Source organism: Sodalis praecaptivus, from assembly GCF_000517425.1.
Taxonomy (GTDB): domain Bacteria; phylum Pseudomonadota; class Gammaproteobacteria; order Enterobacterales; family Enterobacteriaceae; genus Sodalis_A; species Sodalis_A praecaptivus.
Window position 1 is genome coordinate 589,641 of the sequence record NZ_CP006569.1, and the last position, 21,345, is coordinate 610,985.

At 60.0% G+C, this 21,345-nt stretch carries 20 protein-coding genes; 7 read left to right on the forward strand and 13 right to left on the reverse strand.

Annotated elements, in window-relative coordinates; translation table 11 throughout:
* Positions 1–327 precede the first annotated feature (327 nt).
* Complete coding sequence (locus SANT_RS02695; RefSeq protein WP_237234640.1) at positions 328–906, reverse strand: GNAT family N-acetyltransferase; 579 nt, start codon at positions 904–906, stop codon at positions 328–330.
* 44 nt (positions 907–950) lie between these two features.
* Here SANT_RS02695 and SANT_RS02700 point away from each other — a divergent pair, with 44 nt between their 5' ends.
* Both SANT_RS02700 and SANT_RS02705 read left to right on the forward strand, forming a co-directional pair.
* A complete protein-coding gene (locus tag SANT_RS02700; RefSeq protein ID WP_025420761.1) occupies positions 951–1,511 on the forward strand; it encodes a helix-turn-helix domain-containing protein in 561 nt (186 codons plus the stop codon).
* Positions 1,512–1,601: 90 nt separating this feature from the next.
* Positions 1,602–2,027: a GNAT family N-acetyltransferase gene (locus SANT_RS02705; RefSeq protein ID WP_025420762.1), complete on the forward strand. Its 426-nt coding sequence runs from the start codon at positions 1,602–1,604 to the stop codon at positions 2,025–2,027.
* A gap of 141 nt (positions 2,028–2,168) precedes the next feature.
* Here SANT_RS02705 and SANT_RS02710 read toward each other — a convergent pair whose 3' ends face one another.
* The 4 genes from SANT_RS02710 to SANT_RS02725 form a co-directional block, all read right to left on the reverse strand.
* The gene (locus tag SANT_RS02710) at positions 2,169–2,930 is read right to left on the reverse strand and encodes an amino acid ABC transporter ATP-binding protein (RefSeq protein ID WP_025420763.1); all 762 of its coding nucleotides are present in this window, start codon (positions 2,928–2,930) and stop codon (positions 2,169–2,171) included.
* On the reverse strand, positions 2,927–3,595 hold the full coding sequence (locus SANT_RS02715; RefSeq protein WP_025420764.1) for an amino acid ABC transporter permease: 669 nt from the start codon (positions 3,593–3,595) through the stop codon (positions 2,927–2,929). The genes SANT_RS02710 and SANT_RS02715 overlap by 4 nt, the downstream gene beginning before the upstream one ends.
* A 20-nt stretch (positions 3,596–3,615) precedes the next feature.
* On the reverse strand, positions 3,616–4,359 hold the full coding sequence (locus tag SANT_RS02720) for a transporter substrate-binding domain-containing protein (RefSeq protein WP_025420765.1): 744 nt from the start codon (positions 4,357–4,359) through the stop codon (positions 3,616–3,618).
* 61 nt (positions 4,360–4,420) lie between these two features.
* Positions 4,421–5,392 (reverse strand): agmatinase, encoded by a 972-nt coding sequence (locus SANT_RS02725; RefSeq protein WP_025420766.1) that lies wholly within the window; start codon positions 5,390–5,392, stop codon positions 4,421–4,423.
* A 1,131-nt stretch (positions 5,393–6,523) separates the two neighbouring features.
* Here SANT_RS02725 and SANT_RS02730 point away from each other — a divergent pair.
* Positions 6,524–7,447, forward strand: coding sequence for a LysR family transcriptional regulator (locus tag SANT_RS02730; RefSeq protein WP_025420767.1), 924 nt, complete (start codon positions 6,524–6,526; stop codon positions 7,445–7,447).
* 324 nt (positions 7,448–7,771) lie between these two features.
* On the opposite strand, the gene bhsA (SANT_RS02735) is transcribed toward SANT_RS02730, so the two are convergent.
* Positions 7,772–8,032: a multiple stress resistance protein BhsA gene (bhsA, locus tag SANT_RS02735; RefSeq protein WP_025420768.1), complete on the reverse strand. Its 261-nt coding sequence runs from the start codon at positions 8,030–8,032 to the stop codon at positions 7,772–7,774.
* A 190-nt stretch (positions 8,033–8,222) separates the two neighbouring features.
* Positions 8,223–8,480, reverse strand: coding sequence for a multiple stress resistance protein BhsA (gene bhsA / locus SANT_RS02740; protein ID WP_025420769.1), 258 nt, complete (start codon positions 8,478–8,480; stop codon positions 8,223–8,225).
* 820 nt (positions 8,481–9,300) lie between these two features.
* Between bhsA (SANT_RS02740) and SANT_RS02745 the strand changes: the two genes are divergently transcribed.
* Both SANT_RS02745 and SANT_RS02750 read left to right on the forward strand, forming a co-directional pair.
* Positions 9,301–9,939, forward strand: coding sequence for a TetR/AcrR family transcriptional regulator (locus SANT_RS02745; RefSeq protein ID WP_025420770.1), 639 nt, complete (start codon positions 9,301–9,303; stop codon positions 9,937–9,939).
* A 92-nt stretch (positions 9,940–10,031) separates the two neighbouring features.
* Positions 10,032–11,093, forward strand: coding sequence for an NAD(P)-dependent alcohol dehydrogenase (locus SANT_RS02750; protein ID WP_025420771.1), 1,062 nt, complete (start codon positions 10,032–10,034; stop codon positions 11,091–11,093).
* A gap of 176 nt (positions 11,094–11,269) precedes the next feature.
* On the opposite strand, the gene SANT_RS22810 is transcribed toward SANT_RS02750, so the two are convergent.
* From SANT_RS22810 to SANT_RS02780, 6 genes are all read right to left on the reverse strand, one after another.
* A complete protein-coding gene (locus SANT_RS22810; RefSeq protein WP_025420772.1) occupies positions 11,270–13,303 on the reverse strand; it encodes an efflux transporter outer membrane subunit in 2,034 nt (677 codons plus the stop codon).
* Positions 13,300–14,229: an HlyD family secretion protein gene (locus tag SANT_RS02760; RefSeq protein ID WP_025420773.1), complete on the reverse strand. Its 930-nt coding sequence runs from the start codon at positions 14,227–14,229 to the stop codon at positions 13,300–13,302. The genes SANT_RS22810 and SANT_RS02760 overlap by 4 nt, the downstream gene beginning before the upstream one ends.
* A gap of 6 nt (positions 14,230–14,235) precedes the next feature.
* Positions 14,236–14,445, reverse strand: a complete 210-nt coding sequence (locus SANT_RS02765) for a DUF1656 domain-containing protein (protein ID WP_025420774.1) — start codon at positions 14,443–14,445, stop codon at positions 14,236–14,238.
* Positions 14,442–16,520 carry an FUSC family protein gene (locus SANT_RS02770; RefSeq protein WP_025420775.1) on the reverse strand — a complete coding sequence of 693 codons (2,079 nt, stop codon included), beginning with the start codon at positions 16,518–16,520 and terminating at the stop codon, positions 14,442–14,444. The genes SANT_RS02765 and SANT_RS02770 overlap by 4 nt, the downstream gene beginning before the upstream one ends.
* 6 nt (positions 16,521–16,526) lie before the next feature.
* Positions 16,527–17,012 carry a MarR family winged helix-turn-helix transcriptional regulator gene (locus tag SANT_RS02775; RefSeq protein WP_025420776.1) on the reverse strand — a complete coding sequence of 162 codons (486 nt, stop codon included), beginning with the start codon at positions 17,010–17,012 and terminating at the stop codon, positions 16,527–16,529.
* A gap of 77 nt (positions 17,013–17,089) precedes the next feature.
* Positions 17,090–18,010, reverse strand: coding sequence for a LysR family transcriptional regulator (locus SANT_RS02780; protein WP_025420777.1), 921 nt, complete (start codon positions 18,008–18,010; stop codon positions 17,090–17,092).
* A gap of 137 nt (positions 18,011–18,147) precedes the next feature.
* Here SANT_RS02780 and SANT_RS02785 point away from each other — a divergent pair, with 137 nt between their 5' ends.
* Both SANT_RS02785 and SANT_RS02790 read left to right on the forward strand, forming a co-directional pair.
* Positions 18,148–19,926 carry an adenine deaminase gene (locus SANT_RS02785; protein ID WP_025420778.1) on the forward strand — a complete coding sequence of 593 codons (1,779 nt, stop codon included), beginning with the start codon at positions 18,148–18,150 and terminating at the stop codon, positions 19,924–19,926.
* A gap of 65 nt (positions 19,927–19,991) precedes the next feature.
* Positions 19,992–21,338 carry an NCS2 family permease gene (locus tag SANT_RS02790; protein WP_025420779.1) on the forward strand — a complete coding sequence of 449 codons (1,347 nt, stop codon included), beginning with the start codon at positions 19,992–19,994 and terminating at the stop codon, positions 21,336–21,338.
* Positions 21,339–21,345 lie beyond the last annotated feature (7 nt).

Genomic DNA, 21,345 nt, shown 5'->3' on the forward strand with positions numbered 1-21,345 from the left:
AAAGGTTAAGCAAATGTTGTCAGCGCTCGAAGCTTCAGCATAATGGATCGGCGGGAAAATAGAGGGATCCTTATCACACCGCAGCAGCGAAACCGCAACAGCGCCTGCGGGACGCCGCGCGCCCTCATGCGTCCTGACCGCACTTTCCGGTGCTCACAGGTGTGACACCGGGTATATGACCGCGTCGCAACGATGTTGCGACCGTCACCTTGTGCGCCGACACCGGGCCTGTCACCCTGATGCCGCATCCGCGGCGGCGCTTTCTCTGCCTGGCGTCAAGCGGCGTCAGCGCTGACGGTATCGCGAGTCTGTAACGCCGCCGGAGGGTTAACGCTTATCTGGCGGCGGCAGCGGCGCTTCCGTTTCTTCCGGTTGCGCGGGGGTCGACAACGTCAATTGATAAAAGGCCAGATCCAACCAGCGGCCAAATTTGTAGGCGACTTGATGCAGCGTTCCGCTAGGGTGGAAGCCGGCCCGTTCATGAAGCCGGATACTGGCCTGGTTGTCGGTATCGATAGCGCCTATCAACACATGTACCCCCTGCTGACCGGCGGCGGTGATTAACGCCTGCAGCAGCAAGTTACCCAGGCCGCGGCCGCGGAAAGCCTGCTGCAAATAAATGGAATGTTCAACGCTATAGCGGTAGGCCGGCCAGGCGCGGAAGGTACCGTAGCTCGCGAAACCGGCCAGCTCCCCGCTATCGGTTTGCAATCCTATTACCGGAAACGAACCGCGGGCTTTAACGGCAAACCAGGCCGTCATGCTCGCGCGGGTGCGTGGGCGATAGTCGTATAGCGCGGTGGTATTGACAATAGCATCATTAAAAATTGCCAGCATGGCATCGGCATGCTGCGTTTCCTGACAGGTAATGATATGCATCACGTTCCCCCAAGCTTCAGTTTCCACTATAATGAATATGTTTCCACTAAATTAATCAAGGATCCGCCGGCATGTCAATCGATCTTCTTATCGCCGCGCGTTTGCAGCGGCTGCGTAAACGTCAGGGGCTGACCATTGAGGCCCTGGCGGCAAAAGCCGGGGTGAGCCGCGGGATGATTTCCAAAATCGAGCGTCAAGACAGCAGTCCCAGCGCGCAGGTGCTCGGGCGACTGGCGGCGGGGCTGGGCGTGCCGTTAGCGGAATTGCTCATTGACGAGCTCGAGCGCGGCGGCGAAGACGGGTTTCGCCCACGGGACCAACAAACCCTATGGCGCGATCCAGAGGCGGGCTATCTTCGCCGCCAGGTGTCGGAGCGCGAGGCCGATACAGGACTGGAGTTGGTCGAAATTACCCTGCCGCCGGGCGCCAGCGTCAGCTATCCCCGCTGGAGTTCCGCGCCTTACCGCCAGCGATTGTGGCTCGTGACGGGCGTGCTGGCGATCACCTATGGTGAACGGCATTATGCCCTTTCCGAGGGGGATTGCCTGACATTTGGCGTTGATTTACCGCTAAATTTTACCAATCCTGGCGCGCAGGACTGCCGTTATTTACTGGTGATAGCGGCAAAATAGTGACATTATTCACGGATAACGCCGCAGTAGCGCCGCCGCAGACGCCACGGCTCCTCGCCTGGCTTACCCAACGAGGGATGCATACGCATAATGGAAAAATACACGCTGACGGTGACCGCCGAAATCGAGCCGGCGTTTGAGCAGGTGATTGCCGGAGGGTTGAATCGTTTCAACGATGAAATGACCGGCTATAACGATCGGCAACCCCTTGCCGTTGTCGTCCGAGATACCCAAACGCAGGTGCCGCTGGGCGGCATTCTCGGTCGTTCATCGCTGGGATTGCTGTTTCTGGAGTTGTTTTATTTACCGCCCGCGCTGCGCGGCAGCGGTCTTGGCAGCAAGCTCTTGGCGACCTTTGAGCAGCAGGGCCGCGAGCGCGGTTGCCGCTCCGGCGTGCTCTACACTATCAATTTCCAGGCGCCTGCCTTCTATGCGCGTTACGGCTGGCGGGCGTTCGGTGAAATCCCCTGCGCGCCGCCCGGCACCAGCCGGATTTTTATGACTAAGGCACTCTAACCACCCCTCCACGCCAGTCGACTCTCTATGAGTAAGGCATGGCAAAACCGGCGCATATTGGCCGGGTGGTTCCATTACGGGGCCCAAGAAGAGGGAAAAGGCGCCGCCGAGGCGTCGGCGGCGTCAGGACAAGGACGACCGTTACTCAGCTGAGAGTACCCGCTGCAAAAAGGTGCGGGTACGGGCCTGCTGGGGATCGGAAAAGATCTGTTCCGCCGGCCCGGATTCCACGATGCGGCCATGATCCATCACCACTACCCGATCCGCCACCTGACGGGCAAATCCCATCTCATGGGTGACCACAATCATGGTCATCCCCTCTTTGGCCAACAGTTTCATCACGCTGAGTACTTCGCCGACCAGCTCTGGATCCAGCGCCGAGGTCGGTTCGTCAAACAGCATCACTTCCGGCTGCATGGCCAGCGCGCGCGCGATGGCCACCCGTTGCTTCTGGCCGCCGGACAAACTCGCGGGCATCGCCTGCGCTTTTTGCGCCATGCCCACCTTGCCCAACAGCGTCATCGCACGGTCGTGGGCGCTGCCCACCGACAGCCCCAACAATTTGCGCGGGCCGATGGCGACATTGTCCAGCACCGTAAGATGGGGGAACAGGTTGAAGGATTGAAACACCATCCCCACCCGGGTCCGCAAATGGTTTAATTGCTTATCGGGCAGCGGCTGACCGTCGCGGATCAGGCAGGATCCGCCGATATGCACGGTTCCCCGCTCCGGCAGTTCCAATCCGTTGCAGCAGCGCAGCAGGGTACTTTTGCCGGATCCGCTGGAGCCGATGATCACCACCACCTCATTTTGCTGCACATCGAAATCCACCTGATGCAGCACGGTATGCTCACCGTAGGACTTCACCAAACCGCGGACGCTTACCATCGGAGCATCACTCATTGCACCATTCCCCCCGCGTGGAGCCGACGTTCGAGCCGGGTCAGTAATTGCGCCGTGCACAGGGTCATCACCAGGTAAATCACCGCAATGACCAGATACACTTCGACCGAACGGTAGGAGACGCTAATAATTTTCTGGCCTTCATGCATCAAATCATCAATGGTAAGCAGCGAAACCAGCGATGAGTTTTTGATGAGGGCAATAAACTCGTTGCCGAGCGGCGGGATCATCCGGACGATGGCCTGGGGAATAATGATAAGCCGCATGGCCTGACCCGACGACATGCCGATAGATCGTGCCGCCTCCATTTGCCCGCGCTCCACCGATTGAATCGCGCCGCGCACGATCTCCGACACATAGGCGCCGGAATAGACACCCAATCCCATAATGCCGCACACATAGGCCGGCAAGAGTACCCCAAATTGCGGCAGGCCGTAGAACAGAATAAACAGCTGTACCAGCAGCGGGGTACCGCGAATAAGCGTGACATACGCGGTGCAAATCCCATAGACCAGGCGTCGTTTAGGATTAAGGCGTCCAATGCCTATCAGCATTCCCAGCAGGCATCCCAACAAAAGGGATGCCGCGGTAACGCCAATGGTGATCTCCGCACCCCGCAATAAATCCGCCCAGCCGGCAAAGGCGGGGGTAAAATCGAGATCCATACTGTACCCTTAGCGCTTAATTAAGATGAGGCCGATTCAAACCATTTTTTCACCAGCGCATCGTAGACGCCGTTGCTTTTGAGCGTTTTCAGCGCCTGATTAATTGACTGCGTTAATTCCGGATGGTTTTTACCAACTACCACGCCGTATTGCTCAACGGTCAATTGTTCATCCAACACGCGGGTGGTTTGACGTACCCGAGCGTAAAGTTTGGCCGCGGGTTTGCCTGTGACCACCGCGTCGGCCCGGCCGGTTTCCAGCATATTGAACATTTCCTGATTTTTCTCGACCTCAAATACCTGGGCCTTGGGGAAATGCTCTTTGACGAATTGTACCGACTTGGTGCCTACCTGAACGGCGATTTTCTTATCCGCGAGATCCGCCGGGCCATGAATGGTTTGATTATTTTTCTGCACCATGATGACCAGACCGCCGGCGTAATAGGGGTCGGAGAAATCGACCACTTTTTTACGCTCGTCGGTAATATAAATTGCCGAGAGCGCAATATCCGCCCGGTTGGCCAGTACCGCAGGCACCAGACCTTTGTAGTCGATATCGACAAACTGCACCGTCCGATGTAACTCTTTGGCCAGCGCCTGCGCCAAATCAATATCAAAACCGGTATGCTGATCCTGGTCGATATATTCCATCGGCGGGAAGGTGGGATCGACCGCAATACGCAACGGTTTATCGGCCGCCTGCGCGCCGATAACATGAGAACCAAGCAGTAATAGCGCGGGGATAAGGCAACGTAACAGCTTCATTTTTCCTCACTTATTAACCAGTTAATAGATGCAGTCGAAAACAGTGTAACTCAGCCCGGCATTATACGCCTCGTTTACCGTCAAAGTAGCCGGCACGTATGGCGGCGCCAATCAGGTTTAAAATCAAGCGGCCGGCAATCATGCACGACATTTGATGAATATCGCGCGACGGCAAAATTTCTACGATATCCATACCTACCACGCGGCCTTTGGCGACCAGACCGTGAATCAGTTTACGCGCCTGGACAAAGGTGACTCCGCCCGGCGCAGGTCCGGCCACCGCGGGCATAATGGACGGGTCGAGGCCGTCGGCGTCGATAGAAAGATAATAGCGTCCGCCATCCGGAATGCGTTTTAGCACTTCATCCATACCGATATCGTGCAGCTCATAGGCGGTGATAATTTGTGCGCCCCATTCGCGGGCGTAGTCCGCTTCTTCCTGACGGGCGCTACCGGAGGCGCGCATGCCGATTTGAATGATGTCTTTGACAAAAGGGTGTTCGGAAGCGCGCCGCATCGGGCTTGAGAGACCATCGCGCACGCCGTTGACCTCGTCGCGCCAGTCGAGATGGGCATCCAGATGGACAATGGTCAACGGGCCTTGATCATCGAAAGCGCGCAGAATAGGGTTGGTAATGCCGTGATCGCCACCGAGAACGATAGGAATAGCGCCGGCCTGTAGGATTTTGCGGGTGGCCTGTTCGGCGCGCTGATAGTGACCGTCAGGATCGTCAAAGTCCGGCACCACGTCGCCGCAATCGACAAAGCGGATATCGTCGCGATTTTGCAGCAGGGGACCGTCGATATCAAAATCATAACGCTCCGGCGCGCGAATGACCCGATCGGAGGCCTGACGGATCGCCGTGGGCGCGCGCGTTTGATCGTTGGCGGCATCGTCGGGGGTATAGGGTTTGCCATAAGGCATGCCGAGTACCGCGAAATCGGCGTCAAGATGGTCCAGATCGAGCGCCAGCTCGGAAAACAGCAGAGATGGGTGGTTGGTCTTCGGTTTTACGGTTAACGGCTTATTCATTAACATGCCCCTGGCAGAAAAAACTGACTGATGATAATAAATGGTGATGAACTTTTTAGCCTGATACTAGCGTCGCGGCGGGCTAAGACGATGCGCATCATTGCGCCAGAATCTGCCGCCGGCCGGCGCCGGTGATCATTAACAACATACGCTTATAAGCAATCGTTTGCCTATTTGGTGGTAACACCCCTTTGGTAGACAAGCGTTACCGATCAACGCCGGAGACCGCTCCGACGTCACACTGTTTTGCAACGGATCGCGCCGCGTCCTATCGTCAAGGGGCTGGCAATACCTAGCCTGGATGAGGCGAATCAAGCAGGAAGATAATGACCGTGAATTGAAAAAAGCCCTGGTAAGGCGGCTAAGACGTTGCTATACCGGTCAGCGGCCGGTAAAAATTGACCTGATGGGGCGGCCATTATCGCACTAAGCCGGTGAAAGGCCGAAAACATTGCCTTTGTGACGACGTGATTGAGTGCTATACCGGCGAAATAGTCGGTAAAAAGGCGCCCCGGTGCAGCGGTCTTTCATTGTTATGCGGCGAAATAGCCGGTAAATAAAGTGCCCTGATGAGGCGGTCTTGCATTGTTATGCCGGCCAACTAGCCGGTAAATAAAATGCCCTGGTGAGGCAGTTTTACATTGTTATGCCGGCCAAAAGCCGGTAAAAAATTGCCCTGGTGAGGCGGTCTTGCATTGTTATGCCGGCCAACTAGCCGGTAAATAAAGTGCCCTGATGAGGCGGTCTTGCATTGTTATGCCGGCCAACTAGCCGGTAAATAAAATTGCCCTGGTGAGGCGGTCTTTCATTATTATGCCGGTCAAAACCGGTGAAAAAGCCTAGTGTAGTGAACTTCGTTATTATCGCGGCCAAGGGCCGTCAAAATGACCCCGGGTACTGCAGCGGTGACTATCGCCTGGGGCCAGACGAGAGGATTTCTGCCTCCTCAGTGTTCCGCCGCTATTCACTTATGAGTTGCCGGCCGGAAGTGACGACCGGCATTGGGTAAAACAAGGCGGGGGTAACAAGCGTAACCTCTGCCCCGTAGACCTATCCTGCCAAACCTTGGCCGGTTAAAAAACTGCCATTTTTTGCAATCATGGTTACGCTTTATGCAACAGGAAGGCTTGCGTGAAAAAATTATCGCCCCTTAACGAACGTGACTTACGCGCTCTGCGTATTTTTCGCGTCGCCGCGCAGGCTCGGGGCTTCTCGGCCGCGGAACGGCTACTTGGCATGACCAAAGCGACGATAAGCCGACAAATCAAAGATATTGAGGATCGGCTTGGCGCCCGCCTGTGCACGCGAGGGCCTCAGGGGTTCGAGCTGACGGATGTGGGGCGCGCCGCATTGCGCGCGACGCAGGAAGCGTTGGATGCCCTGGATCGCATTCGTCCGGAAGTGGACGCCGCCCGGCAGGTTTTAAGCGGCAAATTAGCTCTGGGCCTGACGGACAACGTGATAGGCAACCCGGCCGTGCGGATCCATTTGGCGCTGGGCGCTTTGTGTCGAATGGCGCCTGATGTGGATTTGACGGTCGAAACCTTGACCACCCGTGAACTGATACGCGCGCTACTCGATCGCCGGCTGCACGTCGCCATTAAAGGGGTCTATGAGCGCGTAGCCTCGCTGGAATACGCCGATTTGTTCACCGAGCAGCATTACATCTATGCGCTGGCTGAAGGTTCCGCCACCATCAATGGCGCAACGGCCATGGCCAAACCGGGTCGACATTTACCGCTAATTTATCGTGCCGAGCAACCTTTTGTCGAAGACGCCCTGCAAAAGCAGGGATTTCGCCGCGGGCCGGAGGCGTTTGGTCTGGAGTCGGTTGCCACGCTTATCGCGACAGGCTATTACTCGGGTATTTTGCCGGCGCATTATGCCGCACTGTTGAGCCCGCGTATTCCGATGCAGGTCATCGACGATACGCCGCGCTATAAGGTGACCTTCAGTGCGGTATTCAATAATGCCCGGCCGCTGCCGCGCAGCGCCGAGGTACTGGTGGAGCTCTTGGCCGCGGAACACGCCACGCCGGGTGGTCCGGCGCGTTAAGGGGGGACGCCGGGTGGGCGCGCGTCTTAGGCGGCGCACGCCGTGCCTGGAGCCGAGGCCTTGAACGGCGCACGCCGTGCCTGCTTGGCGCCCGTTACATCGACGCCGCCTGGGGCGGTGAGAAATTCGATAGCCACAATAAATTAAGGGCTGATGGTGACATCAGCCCTTAATGCGTTCGGCGTGTATCCGGAGATGTCCCGCTGAGCGCCTTAGCGAGGGTGTTAGATCGCACACTCGCGTCACTCTCTAGAGCAACGGAAGAGCTATTCCATCAGCGATATGAAAAGTGCCCTGATGGGATAGCCGTTATCCGTGGCCAGCTTATTTATACAGCTCGGCATTACCGCTCAGGGTATCGTTACCGCCGGCGGAAATAATGCGATAGGAACTTGCATTAGCCGCATCCGCTTTGGCGGCCAGCTGATCTTGCAGATCAGACAGGTTGCTGCTGTTTGTGGTGGCGGAAACAACACCGATGCGCTCTTGGCCTGCGGGCGCCGAGGTGACTTCCTGAGCCGCAAAGCTACCGAAGGACAGAGTACTCAGGGCGATGGCTGCAATAAGGGTTTTGACGTTTTTCATCTTCTTTTCTCTCTTTCATATCCCACCGGTAAAGTACGCTTTACCGGTGAGAAAATTAGGCGATGGCGCCGGTCACTGTGGCTCGGCTGGCGTCGGAATAGTGTGGTGGCCGGTGCCGGCCTGGCAGCACCGGACGAGGCCTTGGGTAATGCTGCGCCAGCGGTTAACGGCGGCGGGCAGGCCGTAGAGGTTACTGATAGATTACCGCGGTGCCGTGCAGGTTGTTCTGGCCCGAGGTAGAGGTAATTTTGTACGATTTCGCGCCGGCGGCGTCAGCCTGTGCGGCCAGCTGGCTTTCCAGCGAGGACAGGTTGGTGCCGCCCGTCGCGGAGATAACGCCAACTTTTTGCTGATCGACCGGAACGCTATTCACTAAATCGGCGGCAAAGCTACCAAAGGACAGCGTGGCAAGAGCCAGGGCGGCGATGGTGTATTTGATGGTTTTCATAATGTCTTCTCTCTTAATTTAAATGGGTGTCGTTAAGGCTGTTTTTGTGTCGGCGACGTTATTTGTTAACGTTCGATAACTAAATACTAGTCTTATCTGTGACACCGATCAACCTATTTTTTTAATGATTATTAATTTATTTGTCATGTTATTGAATTTGCTGTCATTAAAAGTCAGCGACTGTCAATTCAGGTCAGCAGGTATGTCGAGATATCACTCTAAGGCGGCGCGGTAAGCCAAAGCGGCATCAGGCGTCGCGGGTGGGGACGTAGACGCCGCTGACGCAACATCGATTCGCTCGTCAGCGTTTTAACCTTGTCGACGCACTTCCACGTATCCGATATTGAGGTGGCGGGCGGGGCGGCGATAGGGTGAAGACAAAGTGAGCGTTGTCGGTGACGATGGCGTAAAGCCACAAACAGACGAGGGGCACCGCGAGCGTTAGCGCCAGATGACGCCACAGCCGATAAACGCGGTAACGCCATCCTAAGCAAGCACGTCCTTACGCTGCCTGCACCTCAAGCGCAAGGATGCTTGCCTGCATGCTCCACCGTCATGAGAAAGTGCAGCCATACGTCCCACGGGCATGCTCCACCGTCAGGAGAAAGTGCAGCCATACGTCCCACGGGCATGCTCCACCGTCAGGAGAAAGTGCAGCCATGCGTCCTACGGGCATGCTCCACCGGCAATAGTTGCTTCCTTCAGGCGTGCCTGAAGGAAGGGCATTGATGAGTATAGCGCAAAGCGACAAAGGGAGAAACTTAATTTTTAACGATCATTAATTATATGCTACTCTCTCCGGTAACCAAGAGAGGATGCCATGAAAACTGAATCAGTCACCGTCGCCAGGCGCGGTCGCGGCCGGCCGAAACAATTTTGCCGCGAAGAGGCCCTGGATAAGGCGCTGGAACTGTTCTGGCGTCATGGTTTTGACGCCACGTCCCTGGCCGATCTGGTGGATGCGACGGGCGCCAAAGCCCCCACTTTATACGGTGAATTCGGAAATAAAGAAGGGCTGTTCTGCGCCGTCATGGACCGGTACGTGGTCAAGTTTTCCTCCACCGCCCGCGAGCGCCTATCCATGCCCGGCTTGACGACCCACCAGGCGCTGGAAAATTTCTTTCGCGCCGCCGCTGCGCTCTATACGGACAAAAACTTGCCGGCCGGATGCTTTATCATCTGTACTTCCTCAACGCTCGCCGCCTCCTCACAGGCGGTAGAAGAGAGGTTGCGGGCGCACCATCATCTGCAGGAGCAAACGCTATTGGCTTTTCTGCAGCGTCGGCAGCAACAGGGGCAATTGGCCATCGACGCCGATTGCGGCCGTTTGGCCAAATATCTGACCTGTACGCTGCAGGGAATGTCGGTGCAGGCGCGCGACGGCGCGGACCGCGAGGATCTCGACGCTATCGTGACCACACTGCTGGCGCAATGGCCCCATTTGCTGGAAAACGCCTAAACTTAGAGTCTCCCTTTTTTTACACCGTGTTTTGGTTCCCCCGCCGGCGCCTGTTACAGGCGGCCGGCTTTGACATGAGACTGGAGAAGAATATGTCCCTTAATGTACTCGGCTTTGCAGCCCAATCCGCCGATTCGGCGCTGGCAGCGCACCGTTTTGTCCGCCGCGATCCGCGCGCGGATGATGTGGTTATCGACATTCTTTATTGTGGCGTTTGCCATTCCGATCTCCATCAGGCCCGCAATGACTGGGGTGGATCGATGTTCCCGCTGATCCCCGGTCATGAAATTATCGGTAAGGTGACCCAGGTGGGGCGGGACGTGAAATCGTTTCGCGTCGGCGATATGGTCGGCGTCGGCTGTATGGTGGATTCCTGTCAGCAATGTGAATCGTGCCAGGCGGGACTGGAACAGTACTGTATGGAAGGATTCACAGGTACTTATAACAGCAAAGATCGTCAAGACGGGCAGGTAACCTTCGGCGGTTATTCGGAAAAAATCGTCGTCGCAGAGAAGTTTGTGTTGCGGATCCCGGAAAAACTGGATCCGTGTTCCGCCGCGCCGCTGCTGTGTGCCGGTATCACCACTTACTCGCCGCTGCGCCACTGGAACGTTCAGCCGGGGGATAAAATCGGTGTAGTGGGCTTAGGCGGTCTGGGCCATATGGCGCTTAAATTGGCGAAGGGGATGGGGGCCGAGGTGACGCTGTTTACCCGTTCGCCGGGTAAAGAGAGTGAAGCCCGCCGTCTGGGCGCCGATCATGTGGTGCTCTCTACCAATGAGCAGCAGATGGCGCAAGTGGCCGGTCATTTCGACTTAATCATCGACACCGTCCCGACCCAGCACGATATTAACCCTTATACCGCGACGCTGAAACTTAACGGCACCGTGGTGCTGGTGGGGCTGATTGGCAACATTGAGCCGGCGCCGCACACCGGTCCGCTCATCATGGGGCGCAGAACCGTTGCCGGTTCGTTGATAGGCGGGATCGCCGAGACGCAGGAAATGCTGGATTTCTGTGCCGAAAAAGGCATTACCTGCGATATCGAAATGATCGATATGCAATATATCAACGAAGCCTATGAGCGCATGCTCAATAGCGACGTTAAATACCGTTTCGTCATCGATATCGCTTCACTGAAGCAATCTGCCTAAAGACGGTGGGCGCGGTGCAATCCGCGCCCATAATCTCCTCCCTTCCCGCCCCAGACGGATCGATAGACACCCTCTAGTCTCCTTGAAGCAGATCAATTGACACCTTCTATCCCACCGTGGCGGCTGGGTTGACACCTTCTGTCTCCCTAAAGGCGGCTCGGTTGACACCGCCTCTCTCACCTCAAAGTGGGGTGTCCGGACGCGCTAGCCGTTCTCAATTGCCCCCCCGCGTCTACAGCCGTCGGCGCTTCCCAGCCGCCGCCCAGCGCCAGGAACAACATGACCTGATCGTCGGACAGTTGGCCTGCCGATTGCGCCAGCGCCGCATCGCTGGACGCTAAACCGCGCTCCGCGTCCAGTACATCCAGATAGCCGATTTTGCCGCTGCTGTAGAGCAGGCGGGTTTTCTGGGCGACATCGGCGGTTGCGGCGCGCGCCGCTTCCAGCGCCTGATAGCGATCCAGATCGCGGGCGTAATTGTTCAGCGCGGTTTCCACCTCCCGCAGAGCCGTCAGTACCGAGCCATCAAAACGGGCCAGCTCAGCGCGGGTGCCGGCCTGCGCCTGCGCAATGCGTGCTTGAACCGCGCCACTGGCAGGTAAAGTCCAGGAGATGAGCGGACCAAGGCTCCAACCGTAGGTGTCCTTTTTACCGATGCCGCTTAACAAACCGGCCGAGCTACCGTCAAGCCCGAGGGTGATTTTGGGATACAAATCCGCCATCGCCACGCCGATACGCGCGGTAGCCGCCGCCAGGCGACGCTCGTTCTGGCGGATATCCGGCCGGCGGCGCAGCAGAGCCGCGCCATCGCCCACCGGTATGACCTGCGTAAGACGCGGCGGCGTAGTGCAATCCGCTACCTGGCGCGGAAAATCTTGCGGCAGGTTGCCGGTGAGCGTGGCAAGCTGATATAGGCTGTTTTGGCGCCGCGCTTCCAGCGGCGGCAGCGTGGCGTTGAGTTGCTGGAGTTGCGCCCGGGCGCGCACGGTATCCAGTTCGCCGGTGCGACCCGCTTGCAGTAGACGGCGGGTGAGATCCACCGATTGTTGCTGCAATTCGATGGAGTGGCGTGTGGTCATCAACCGCAGACCGGTGGCGCACAGGTCGGCATAAGCCCGGGCGGTGTTGGCGGCGACATTGATTTTCACCAGATCAAGCGCGGCCTGCGCCGCTTCGCTGTCGGCGCTGGCGGCCTCCAGCGCGCGCTGGATCTGGCCGAAAAGATCCCATTGGTAAGAGAGGGACAGGCCGCCGTCATAGCGCCAGGCATTGTCGGGCACGGTGCCCGGCGCCAGCACCGACAGCCCCGACGGGTGACCGTAATAGGGTTCGGCATTGGCGCTCAGCGTCGGATTTTGCGCGCTGGACGCTTCCTGAAGCAACGCCTGCTGCCGTTCTAAATTGGCCATGGCAAGACGCAGATCGGTATTGCGCGCCAGCGCCTGACGCACCAAATCGTCCAGGCGCGGATCGTGGTACAGCCGCCACCAATACACCGGCAGCGGCTGCGCGCTGGCGATAGCACCGGACGGTGCCGCTTGGGCGACAGGGTTGTCGTTGTTCGGAGGCTGCGCGCTGGCGATAGCGCCGGACGGTGCCGCTTGGGCGACAGGGTTGTCGTTGTTCGGCGGCTGCGCGCTGGCGGTAGCGCCGGACGGTGCCGCTTGCGCGACAGGGTTGCCGTTGTTCGGCGGCTGCGCGCTGGCGATAGCACCGGACGGTGCCGCTTGGGCGACAGGGTTGTCGTTGTTCGGAGGCTGCGCGCTGGCGATAGCGCCGGACGGTGCCGCTTGGGCGACAGGGTTGTCGTTGTTCGGCGGCTGCGCGCTGGCGGTAGCGCCGGAAGACGCCGCTTGGGTGTCATGCTCGACATCGTGCAGCGGCAAGCTGCCGGCGCGGCTTAAGAGCGCGCTGGCCGGTGGACGGTAATCGGGCCCGACCGGGTGGCCGCCGCAGCCGGCGGTGATCAGCGCCAAGGACAGCGCCAGCGCGCTCGGACGCCTTCGGTAAAAGGCGCCTTTGCTGGGCGGGCGCGTCCGGGCGCGCGGCAAAGTAGCGGCCGCGCGTGGCGCCTGTCGGCTGGAAACGGCCGATGCACCGTTATCGGCGGTGCGCGGCGCTGCGTCGGCGTCGATGGGAGGAACGGCGCGCCTATGTTCAGCGCGCGAGCGACGCACCAGGCTGCCGCCGGTTAACGCGGAAAAAATCATGCGCCGTGCTCCGGTGAGACGTGAGCGGTGGCGGCATTCGTCTCGCCCGGCGCCAGGACGTCGACGGTCACCGTTTGCCCCGCCACCAGCCGCTGCGTCGCCGGCAGCGGATCAATTTTGACGCGTACCGGAATGCGCTGCGCCAACCGCACCCAGTTAAACGTCGGATTCACGCTGGGCAGCAGATTATCACCGGTGATGCGATCGCGCTCGGCGATACCGGCGGCAATACTCTCCACCTTGCCGGTAAAGGGACCGTTGCCCCCCATCGGGATCACCCGTACCGCATCGCCGATATGAATGCGCGGCAGCTTGGTTTCTTCAAAATAGCCTTCGACATAAAACGAACCGCTGTCAACCAGCGCCAAGACCGGTTTTCCGGTGGTGGCGTAGCTGCCCTGGCGCAGCACCAGATTGGTGATCATGCCCTCTACCGGCGCCCGCACCTGAGCGCGCGCCAGATTGAGGCGCGCGCTATCCAACGCCACCTGCGCCTGCGCGAAGCCATTCTGCGCCTGCTCATATTGGGTGCGGCTGCGCTCGCGCTCCTCCTGCGGCACCAAGCTGCCTAACTGGGCATTGCGCTTATCTTCCCGCTGCGCCTGCGCCATAGCGATACGCTGCGCATTCACCGCCACCTCAGCCTGACGCACCGCCAGCTCGTAACGGCTGCGGTCCACCACGAACAGTAGCGTTCCCGCCGCCACATGCTGGTTATCCTGCACCATAACCTCGGTCACCAGGCCGGAAACGTCCGGGGCTATCGGCACCACATTGGCGCGTACGCGTCCGTCGCGGGTCCAGGGCGCCAGCTCATAATGATCCCACAATTGCATGACCGCCCACAGCGCCGCCAGCGTCACCCCGAGGGTTATCAGCACGCGAATAAGCTGGCGGCCTCGCAAGGTAAAAGTTTCTGATTTCATTGGTCATTATCGCTGTAAAAGAGAAGTGGCATAGGTGAGTCCGTACAGTAATAAACAATAAAAGGCGATATCAAACAGCGCCGGATGCCAGACCCAGCGGTACAGCCCGGCCGCGGCCAGCAGCCGGCGCACAACGAAAAATAGCGCCAGGGCGCCCAGCGCCAGCAACATCAACCAGGGGATAAACACGCCGTAAAAACTCGCTTCGCCTATCATGTCGCCTCTCCGACGATCAGGTAATGGGGCGCATGGGGAAACAGGTTATGGCGCAGCCCTACTAGCGCGGTAATTAATGCGCGGCGGTGATGGGTCGTCTCCGGCAGGGACAAAACGGCGCTGAGCGACTGGTCCACCGTCAGCAACAGCGGCGCGGGCGGCAGGTTCTCCGCCCGGTCGAACAGCACCGCCAACTGCTTGAGCAGGCCCGGTAGCGGCAGGGCCGGAAAGTGCGTTTTTACTTGCTGCAGGGCAATGATATTGGCGCCGAGGCGCAAATCGCGCAGCGACTCGCGGGCAACGGTGTTGTGGCGCGTCACCTCGCCCTGCGCGATGCGCGCCACCAATAGGCCAATACGGTCGAGCATTCGCACGGCGAACACCTGCAACTGATATGCCCTGCTGCTGCTGGCGATCATCACCATCTCGCGGCGTATGGCGCGGCGGATCCGGCGCGCGCTCCAGTCGGCGCCCACGGAGCGGATCAGGCGGGTAACGCGGGCGGCGATGAAGGTACCCAATACCTGGGCGGTGGTGGTATTAATGAAACTGGTGACGTCGGCGCGGGCGCTGTCGTGCAGGGAGAGCGTGCCGGCGACGCCAAACAACAGCGGCAGCGCCACCATCAGCAGCGCCGGCCGGGCGCTGTAGCAGCCGAGCAAGATAAACAGCGGCGCGCAGACCAGCACGATCATGCCGAAATCCTGCACGTCCGGCAGCAACACCAGAATATACAAAGCGGAAAGTGGCACCGACCACAGCGTATACTTTAAAAACATATTGATGGCGGGCACCGGATCGTCCATCACCGCAAAAAAGCTGCAAAACACCGCCGCCATCATCGCCGCCGTGGCGCCGTCGGCCCAGCCGCCGACGATCCAGAGAAAGCAAGTGAGGCCGATAGCGACAAACGCCGCCAGCGCAGACAACAGGGCCATGCCAACATCGCGGTGCAATACCCGGTTGCCCAGGGCGGGAGCGCGGCGCTTCGGCCTTACCCCCTGCGCAACGCCTAACTGAATATCCTGGCGCAGCAGCAGGCACTCCTGCCACTGAGCGAGCAGTTCCTCCAAATACCCCGCGAGCGAAACGCGCAGCGCCCGCGTCCAGTCGCTGTCGCCGCGGGTGGTTTCCAGCTCGCGTACCGCGTCGCGCAGCGCCAAATTGGCCGCGCGGTCGGGCGGCGGCACGTTGCCCGCCGGCAGCAGCGGCTCTTGGGCGGCAAGCCAGCGAGTGATGTGCGCTTTCACTGCCCACACGTCCGGCCGCCAGCCGCCTTCGGCCTGATAGAGCGCCTGTAGACGATCTTCCACCGCCGACAGGGTAGGCAATAGCGCCGCCACGCGGTCCTGCATGGTACGCACCGCGGCCGCGGTCCAGCGCAAATTGCCGGTATCGAAGGGAATATGGGTCGCCAGCAGGCGCAACTGCGTGATATCCAGCGACAGACGAACCCGCGCGGCGGAAAGGGCGCCTTCCTGCTCCTGCGGCGGCGGCGCGGCGTCGGCGAAAATATCGGCCAACCAGCGGCGGGTGTCTTTCAGGGTTTTATCCAACAGGCCCATGACGCTGGCGCTGAGACCGGCGGGCAAGACCACGCTGTGGACCAGCGTGGCGCACAGGATGCCCAGGCAGATTTCCTCTACCCGCGATACCGCGGTATCAAAAATGGCGGCCGGATTTTGTACGGCGGGGAAACCGATCAACGCGGCGGTATAACCGGCCAGCATAAAGGCGTAAGCGCGCGGCGTCCGGTCCAGGAGCGACACGAACAGGCAAACGCTGACCCATGCCCCCATCGCCAGCGTTAGCAGCACCGGCGCATTGGACAGGGCGGGGATCAGCAACACCGTGGCGGCGCTGCCGATAAAGGTACCGGTAATACGGAACAGGGCTTTGGAGCGCACCATCCCCGCCAGCGGCTGACTGACCACATACACCGTCATTAACGACCAGAAGGTATTGGGCAGTCCGGCCCGGCTGGAAAGATACAGCGCGAGCATCGCCGCGCTATAGCTCTTCAACGAATAGATGATTTCATCGCGGGAAAAAAAGGGCCAGGTCGGCAGGGACATCACGGGTCAGTCCTTTGTGCCGGCGTCGTCGCTATCCAAAGTGGACAGTCCATTAATGCCCAGCCGCTGCTCCAGCAGGCTGAAGGTGCGCAGGCAGATCTCGATATCGGCCTGGGGAATGCCGGCAAAGAGCGTTTCGCGTAACGCATTGAGCAGGTTTTCGATACGCACGCTGATTTGCGCGCCGGCCTCGGTAAGAAACAGTATTTTGGCGCGCTTGTCGACGCTGTCTTCCTGGCGCAGTACCAGACCGGCGTCCACCAGTTGATTAAGCGAACGCACCAGGGACGGCCCCTCGATACCGAGTTCCATGGACAAACTGCCGGGACGAATACCTTCCGGGTGGCGCCCGATGAGCACCAGCGGCCAAGCGATGGCGGCGGACAGACCCAGCGGCGCCACCACTTTATCGGCGCGGGCGCGATAGGCGCGCGCGATGGGCACCAAGGACACCGTGAAGGCCATCAAAGCTTGTTGACGGAGTAAATTCATGAGGTGGTATTATAGTTAGTATGTAAATAGATAGGATGCTAAATATATGGTGAGCGCAAGCCTGAGTCAATCACTTCTTAGCGCCGCGCCAGCAGGCTTATCAAACCGCTAATACAGCCGTCCATGGGCGGCGGCGGAGGGGCGCCGCGGCGGCGCATCAGCACGACTTTACGCTCCACGACCGGCTGCTGCAAAGCGATGACCCGCAGCGCCGGATCGTTTAGCAGATGGGTATAAAGTTTGGGGACAATGGCGACCGCCAGCCGGGCGCGCGCCAGCCCGTACAGCGTTTCCAGGAAATCCACGCGATAGCGCAGGCGCAGGGTAAGACGGTGACTTTCAATCATCGCCATCATCAGCAGATTGCTATTGCCTTTATGAAACAGCGCGATATCCCGCGGCGTCAGTAACCGCCACGGCAGATGAGGCTGTGCCGCGAGCGGATCGTCGCGGTGTATTACCGCGACAAAATGATCTTCTTGCAGCACCAGGGTCTCTATCTCCGCCGGCACCGTGGAATCCAGTATGCCGATGCCGATATCCAGCGAACCGTTGGCGACCGCGGCCACCAGACCGTCGTTGGTGTTATCGAGGAATTCCATCGCCACCGCGGGGTAGTGAGCGGCCATCCAATCGGTCAGCGCCGGAAACAGCAGCGCCCCCACCGACGGTACCAGCCCGATACGCAGCCGCCCGCCGCCGCCGGTGCGCATAATGGCGTGCATATCTTCAAAGCTGTTCTGCGCAACGTTCAGCAGCCGTTCGGCGTAGGGCAGCAGCAGCGCGCCGCGTTCTGTCAAGGTGACCGATTGCGCCGAGCGGTTGATAAGCTTGCCGCCAAGCACGGTTTCTATCTGGCGTAGCGCGCTGCTGAGCGCCGGCTGGCTGATGGCGAGACGGTGGGCCGTATCGGTAAAGTGACGCAGCCGGGCCAGGGTAACGAAGTACTGCATTTGCTTGAGAGACAGCGCGGGCAGTCGTGCCCAGGGTTCGTTCATAAGCGCGTGGTGGCGGCAACGGAAGAAAGGGAAGCTTGAGCATAACAGCTTCTTATCGGCTGATAAATTTATTCATCTGTACATCAATACGGGTGCTTCCTACAGTGAGGCACCGTTACCCGATGGCCGGAGCCAGTATGTCACCCCTATCCCCCTCTTTACGCCGCCGCGCGGTGCAAGCGGCGCTGGGTGAAATTCCCTTCGATCGGCTGCTCGTCAATGGCCGGATTATCGATATGGTGACCGGCGAAATTCGCGCGGCCGATATCGGTATCGTTGGTCCGCTCATCGCCAGCGTCCACCCGCGCGGACAATTCAGCGCGGCCCGCAGCGTCGACTGTCTGGCCGAGCGGCTGGTGGCGCCGGGGCTAATTGATACCCATGTCCATGTCGAAAGCGCTCATTTGCTGCCGGCCCATTATGCCCAGACCGTAGTGGCGCAAGGTACTACCACCATTTTCTGGGATCCCCACGAGCTGGCCAACGTGCTGGGCGTGGCGGGGGTGCGCTTTGCGGTGGACAGCAGCCGCGATCTGCCTTTGCGGGTGATCGTCAGTGCGCCCTCCAGCGTACCTTCAACGCCGGGGCTGGAGTGCGCCGGCGCGGAGATCGGCGGCGCGGAAATGACGGAAATGCTGGGCTGGCCGGAGGTGGCGGGCGTCGCCGAGGTCATGGACATGGCCGGTGTGTTGCAGGGCAGCGGCAAAATGCAGGCTATTTTGCAGGCCGGTGCGCAGAGCGGCAAGCTCATCGAAGGTCACGCCCGCGGTCTGAGCGGTGCGGCGTTGCAAGCTTACCTGGCCGCGGGGGTAGGATCGGATCATGAGCTGACCTCCGCCGATGACGCGCTGGAGAAGCTCCGCGCCGGTCTGACATTGCAAATTCGCGGCTCGCACCCGTACCTGTTGCCGGACATCGCCGCCGCGCTGAAAACCTTACCCCATCTGTCGGCGCAAATTGTGCTCTGTACTGATGATGTGCCGCCGGACATGTTGCAAAGCCAGGGGGGGCTGATTGCGCTGGTGCGGCTGCTGGTTTCCCACGGACTCCGGGCGGAAGACGTGCTGCGCATGGCCACGCTGAACGCGGCGCAGCGCCTGCGGCGCAACGACCTGGGACTGGTGGCCGCCGGTCGGTTGGCGGATCTGGTGGTGTTTGACTCGCTGACCGAGCTCACGCCGCTTACGGTTTACAGCAACGGCGAGCCGGTCGCCCGCGATGGGCAAGCGCTGCTGACGCCCACACTCCCGCCACCGCCGCAGGCGCTGCTGAACACTATGAAATTACCCCCCTGCCAAGCGGCGGATTTCCAACTGCGCGTGGCGGGCATCCGCCACGGCTGGGCTCGATTACGCACGATCAAAGGGGCGCGTTTTACCGAATGGGGGGAGCGCCAGGTGACGGTGCGCGACGGCGTGGTACAACTGCCTCCCGAGGTAAATATTATCTGGGTCCGCCACCGTCACGGCCGCCATGAGGCGCCTCCCCGGTTGGCGCTGCTGGAAGGATGGGGCGAACTGCGCGGGGCGATCGCCACCTCTTACTCCCACGACGCCCATAATCTGGTGGTTTTGGGCCGCGGTGAACAGGATATGATGCTGGCCGCCAACGCCGTTATCGCCAGCGGCGGCGGCATGGCGGTAGCGCAAAACGGCGAGCTGCTGGCGCAGGTGGCGATGCCGATTGCCGGCATGCTCTCCCCGCTGCCGCTGGAGCAACTGGCGCCGCGCTTTGCCGCTTTGCGCGCCGCCAGCGGGCGGGTGGCGGATTGGCAGGCGCCGTATCGCGTATTCAAGGCCATCGAAGGTACCTGCCTGGCCTGTAATGCCGGACCCCACTTGACCGATCTGGGGTTGACCGACGGCACGCTGCGCACCCTGGTGGACCCGCTAGTGGCGTGCGGCAGTACGCCCTAGCGGCAGGCGTTTTTTGGGACGCGGGCCGCTCGCCCGCGCTTTTTTTGGCTTAAGAGAACGACTGTATGGCTGACCCTATCGACAGCCGGGGCACGCTGCCCCGGCAGAACTGGCTTCACCGCCGCTTCCGGCTGGAGGCGCGGCAGACTACGGTAAAGCGCGAAACGATTGCCGGCATAACCGGCTTCCTCGCCGCCGCCTATTTGCTGATTGTGATCCCCGGTCTGCTGGCCGCCGGCGGCATGGATAAGGGCGCCGCCACCACGGGGACCCTTATCGTGTTTGTCATCAGCACGCTTATCATGGCCTTTTACGGCAATCTGCCATTCATGGTAGGGCCGGGCATCGGCGGATCGGTGTTGGTCGGCGTTACGCTTGCCGGCAGCGAGGGTGTCCCCTGGAGCATCGGGCTAGGTATCGCCTGCTGGTCGGGGGTATTGTTCTTGCTGTTGACGGTGCTGGGGCTCAGGGAAGTGGTCACCCGCGCGGTACCTCAATCCATTAAGCTAGGCTTGACCGCCTCCATCGGTATCTTCGTGGCGATGCTGGGCTTTCGCAATGCCGGATTGGTGCTGGCCAATGCCAAAAGCAGCGCGTTAATGCTGGGGGATTTCACCGCCCCCGGCGCCTGCGTGGCGCTGTTTGGCCTCCTGGTGGCGATTGGTCTACAGGCGCGCAGGGTACCGGGCGCCATTTTGTGGGCGATACTGCTGGCGACCCTGGCGGGGATCCCGGCCGGGATCACCCATCTGCCGGCGCGCTGGCTGGCGCTGCCCCATTCCGTGCTGCCGGTATGGGGCCAGGTGGATCTGCTTGGCGCGTTAAATATCGCGCTACTGCCTTACTTATTCGTTTTTTTCGCCTCGGAGTTCTTCTCTACCATGGGGACTACGCTGGCGGTAGGCGGTGACGCCGGTCTGCTGGATGAGCAGGGCAATATGCCGCAAATCAACCGGCCGTTTCTGGTGGACGCCATCGCCGCCACGCTCGGCCCCTGGGTGGGTATTCCGGCCGCCACGGCGCTGATCGAGTCGTCGGCGTCGGCAGAAGCCGGCGGCAAAACCGGCCTGACCGCGCTGGTGGCCGCCGGGATGTTTTTGCTGATGTTTGTCCTGACGCCGGTGGCGCTGATGATCCCGAAACAGGCCACGGCACCGGCGCTGATTCTGATTGGTTTAACGATGTTCAGCGCGCTGCGCAAAGTTGATCTGTCGTCGTTTACCGATGCGCTGCCGGTGCTGTTAATGGTGATGATTACCCTTATCGCCAACAGTTTCGGCACCGGCATCGCCGGAGGGCTGCTGTGTTACGTGGCGATCAAACTTGTTGCCGGCAAGGGGGGTGAGGTGTCCCCCGGGCTGTACCTGCTGGCCATTCCGCTGCTCTACTACTTCGCCACGCTGGTGAAATAGCGCAACG

Excerpts from the sequence above, each read along its gene's own strand:
- SANT_RS02700 (WP_025420761.1), top strand. The coding sequence starts at position 951 with ATGTCAATCGATCTTCTTATCGCCGCGCGTTTGCAGCGGCTGCGTAAA.
- SANT_RS02705 (WP_025420762.1), top strand. The coding sequence starts at position 1,602 with ATGGAAAAATACACGCTGACGGTGACCGCCGAAATCGAGCCGGCGTTT.
- SANT_RS02710 (WP_025420763.1), bottom strand. The coding sequence starts at position 2,930 with ATGAGTGATGCTCCGATGGTAAGCGTCCGCGGTTTGGTGAAGTCCTAC.
- SANT_RS02715 (WP_025420764.1), bottom strand. The coding sequence starts at position 3,595 with ATGGATCTCGATTTTACCCCCGCCTTTGCCGGCTGGGCGGATTTATTG.
- SANT_RS02720 (WP_025420765.1), bottom strand. The coding sequence starts at position 4,359 with ATGAAGCTGTTACGTTGCCTTATCCCCGCGCTATTACTGCTTGGTTCT.
- SANT_RS02725 (WP_025420766.1), bottom strand. The coding sequence starts at position 5,392 with ATGAATAAGCCGTTAACCGTAAAACCGAAGACCAACCACCCATCTCTG.
- bhsA (WP_025420768.1), bottom strand. The coding sequence starts at position 8,032 with ATGAAAAACGTCAAAACCCTTATTGCAGCCATCGCCCTGAGTACTCTG.
- bhsA (WP_025420769.1), bottom strand. The coding sequence starts at position 8,480 with ATGAAAACCATCAAATACACCATCGCCGCCCTGGCTCTTGCCACGCTG.
- SANT_RS02745 (WP_025420770.1), top strand. The coding sequence starts at position 9,301 with ATGAAAACTGAATCAGTCACCGTCGCCAGGCGCGGTCGCGGCCGGCCG.
- SANT_RS02750 (WP_025420771.1), top strand. The coding sequence starts at position 10,032 with ATGTCCCTTAATGTACTCGGCTTTGCAGCCCAATCCGCCGATTCGGCG.
- SANT_RS22810 (WP_025420772.1), bottom strand. The coding sequence starts at position 13,303 with ATGATTTTTTCCGCGTTAACCGGCGGCAGCCTGGTGCGTCGCTCGCGC.
- SANT_RS02760 (WP_025420773.1), bottom strand. The coding sequence starts at position 14,229 with ATGAAATCAGAAACTTTTACCTTGCGAGGCCGCCAGCTTATTCGCGTG.
- SANT_RS02765 (WP_025420774.1), bottom strand. The coding sequence starts at position 14,445 with ATGATAGGCGAAGCGAGTTTTTACGGCGTGTTTATCCCCTGGTTGATG.
- SANT_RS02770 (WP_025420775.1), bottom strand. The coding sequence starts at position 16,520 with ATGTCCCTGCCGACCTGGCCCTTTTTTTCCCGCGATGAAATCATCTAT.
- SANT_RS02775 (WP_025420776.1), bottom strand. The coding sequence starts at position 17,012 with ATGAATTTACTCCGTCAACAAGCTTTGATGGCCTTCACGGTGTCCTTG.
- SANT_RS02780 (WP_025420777.1), bottom strand. The coding sequence starts at position 18,010 with ATGAACGAACCCTGGGCACGACTGCCCGCGCTGTCTCTCAAGCAAATG.
- SANT_RS02785 (WP_025420778.1), top strand. The coding sequence starts at position 18,148 with ATGTCACCCCTATCCCCCTCTTTACGCCGCCGCGCGGTGCAAGCGGCG.
- SANT_RS02790 (WP_025420779.1), top strand. The coding sequence starts at position 19,992 with ATGGCTGACCCTATCGACAGCCGGGGCACGCTGCCCCGGCAGAACTGG.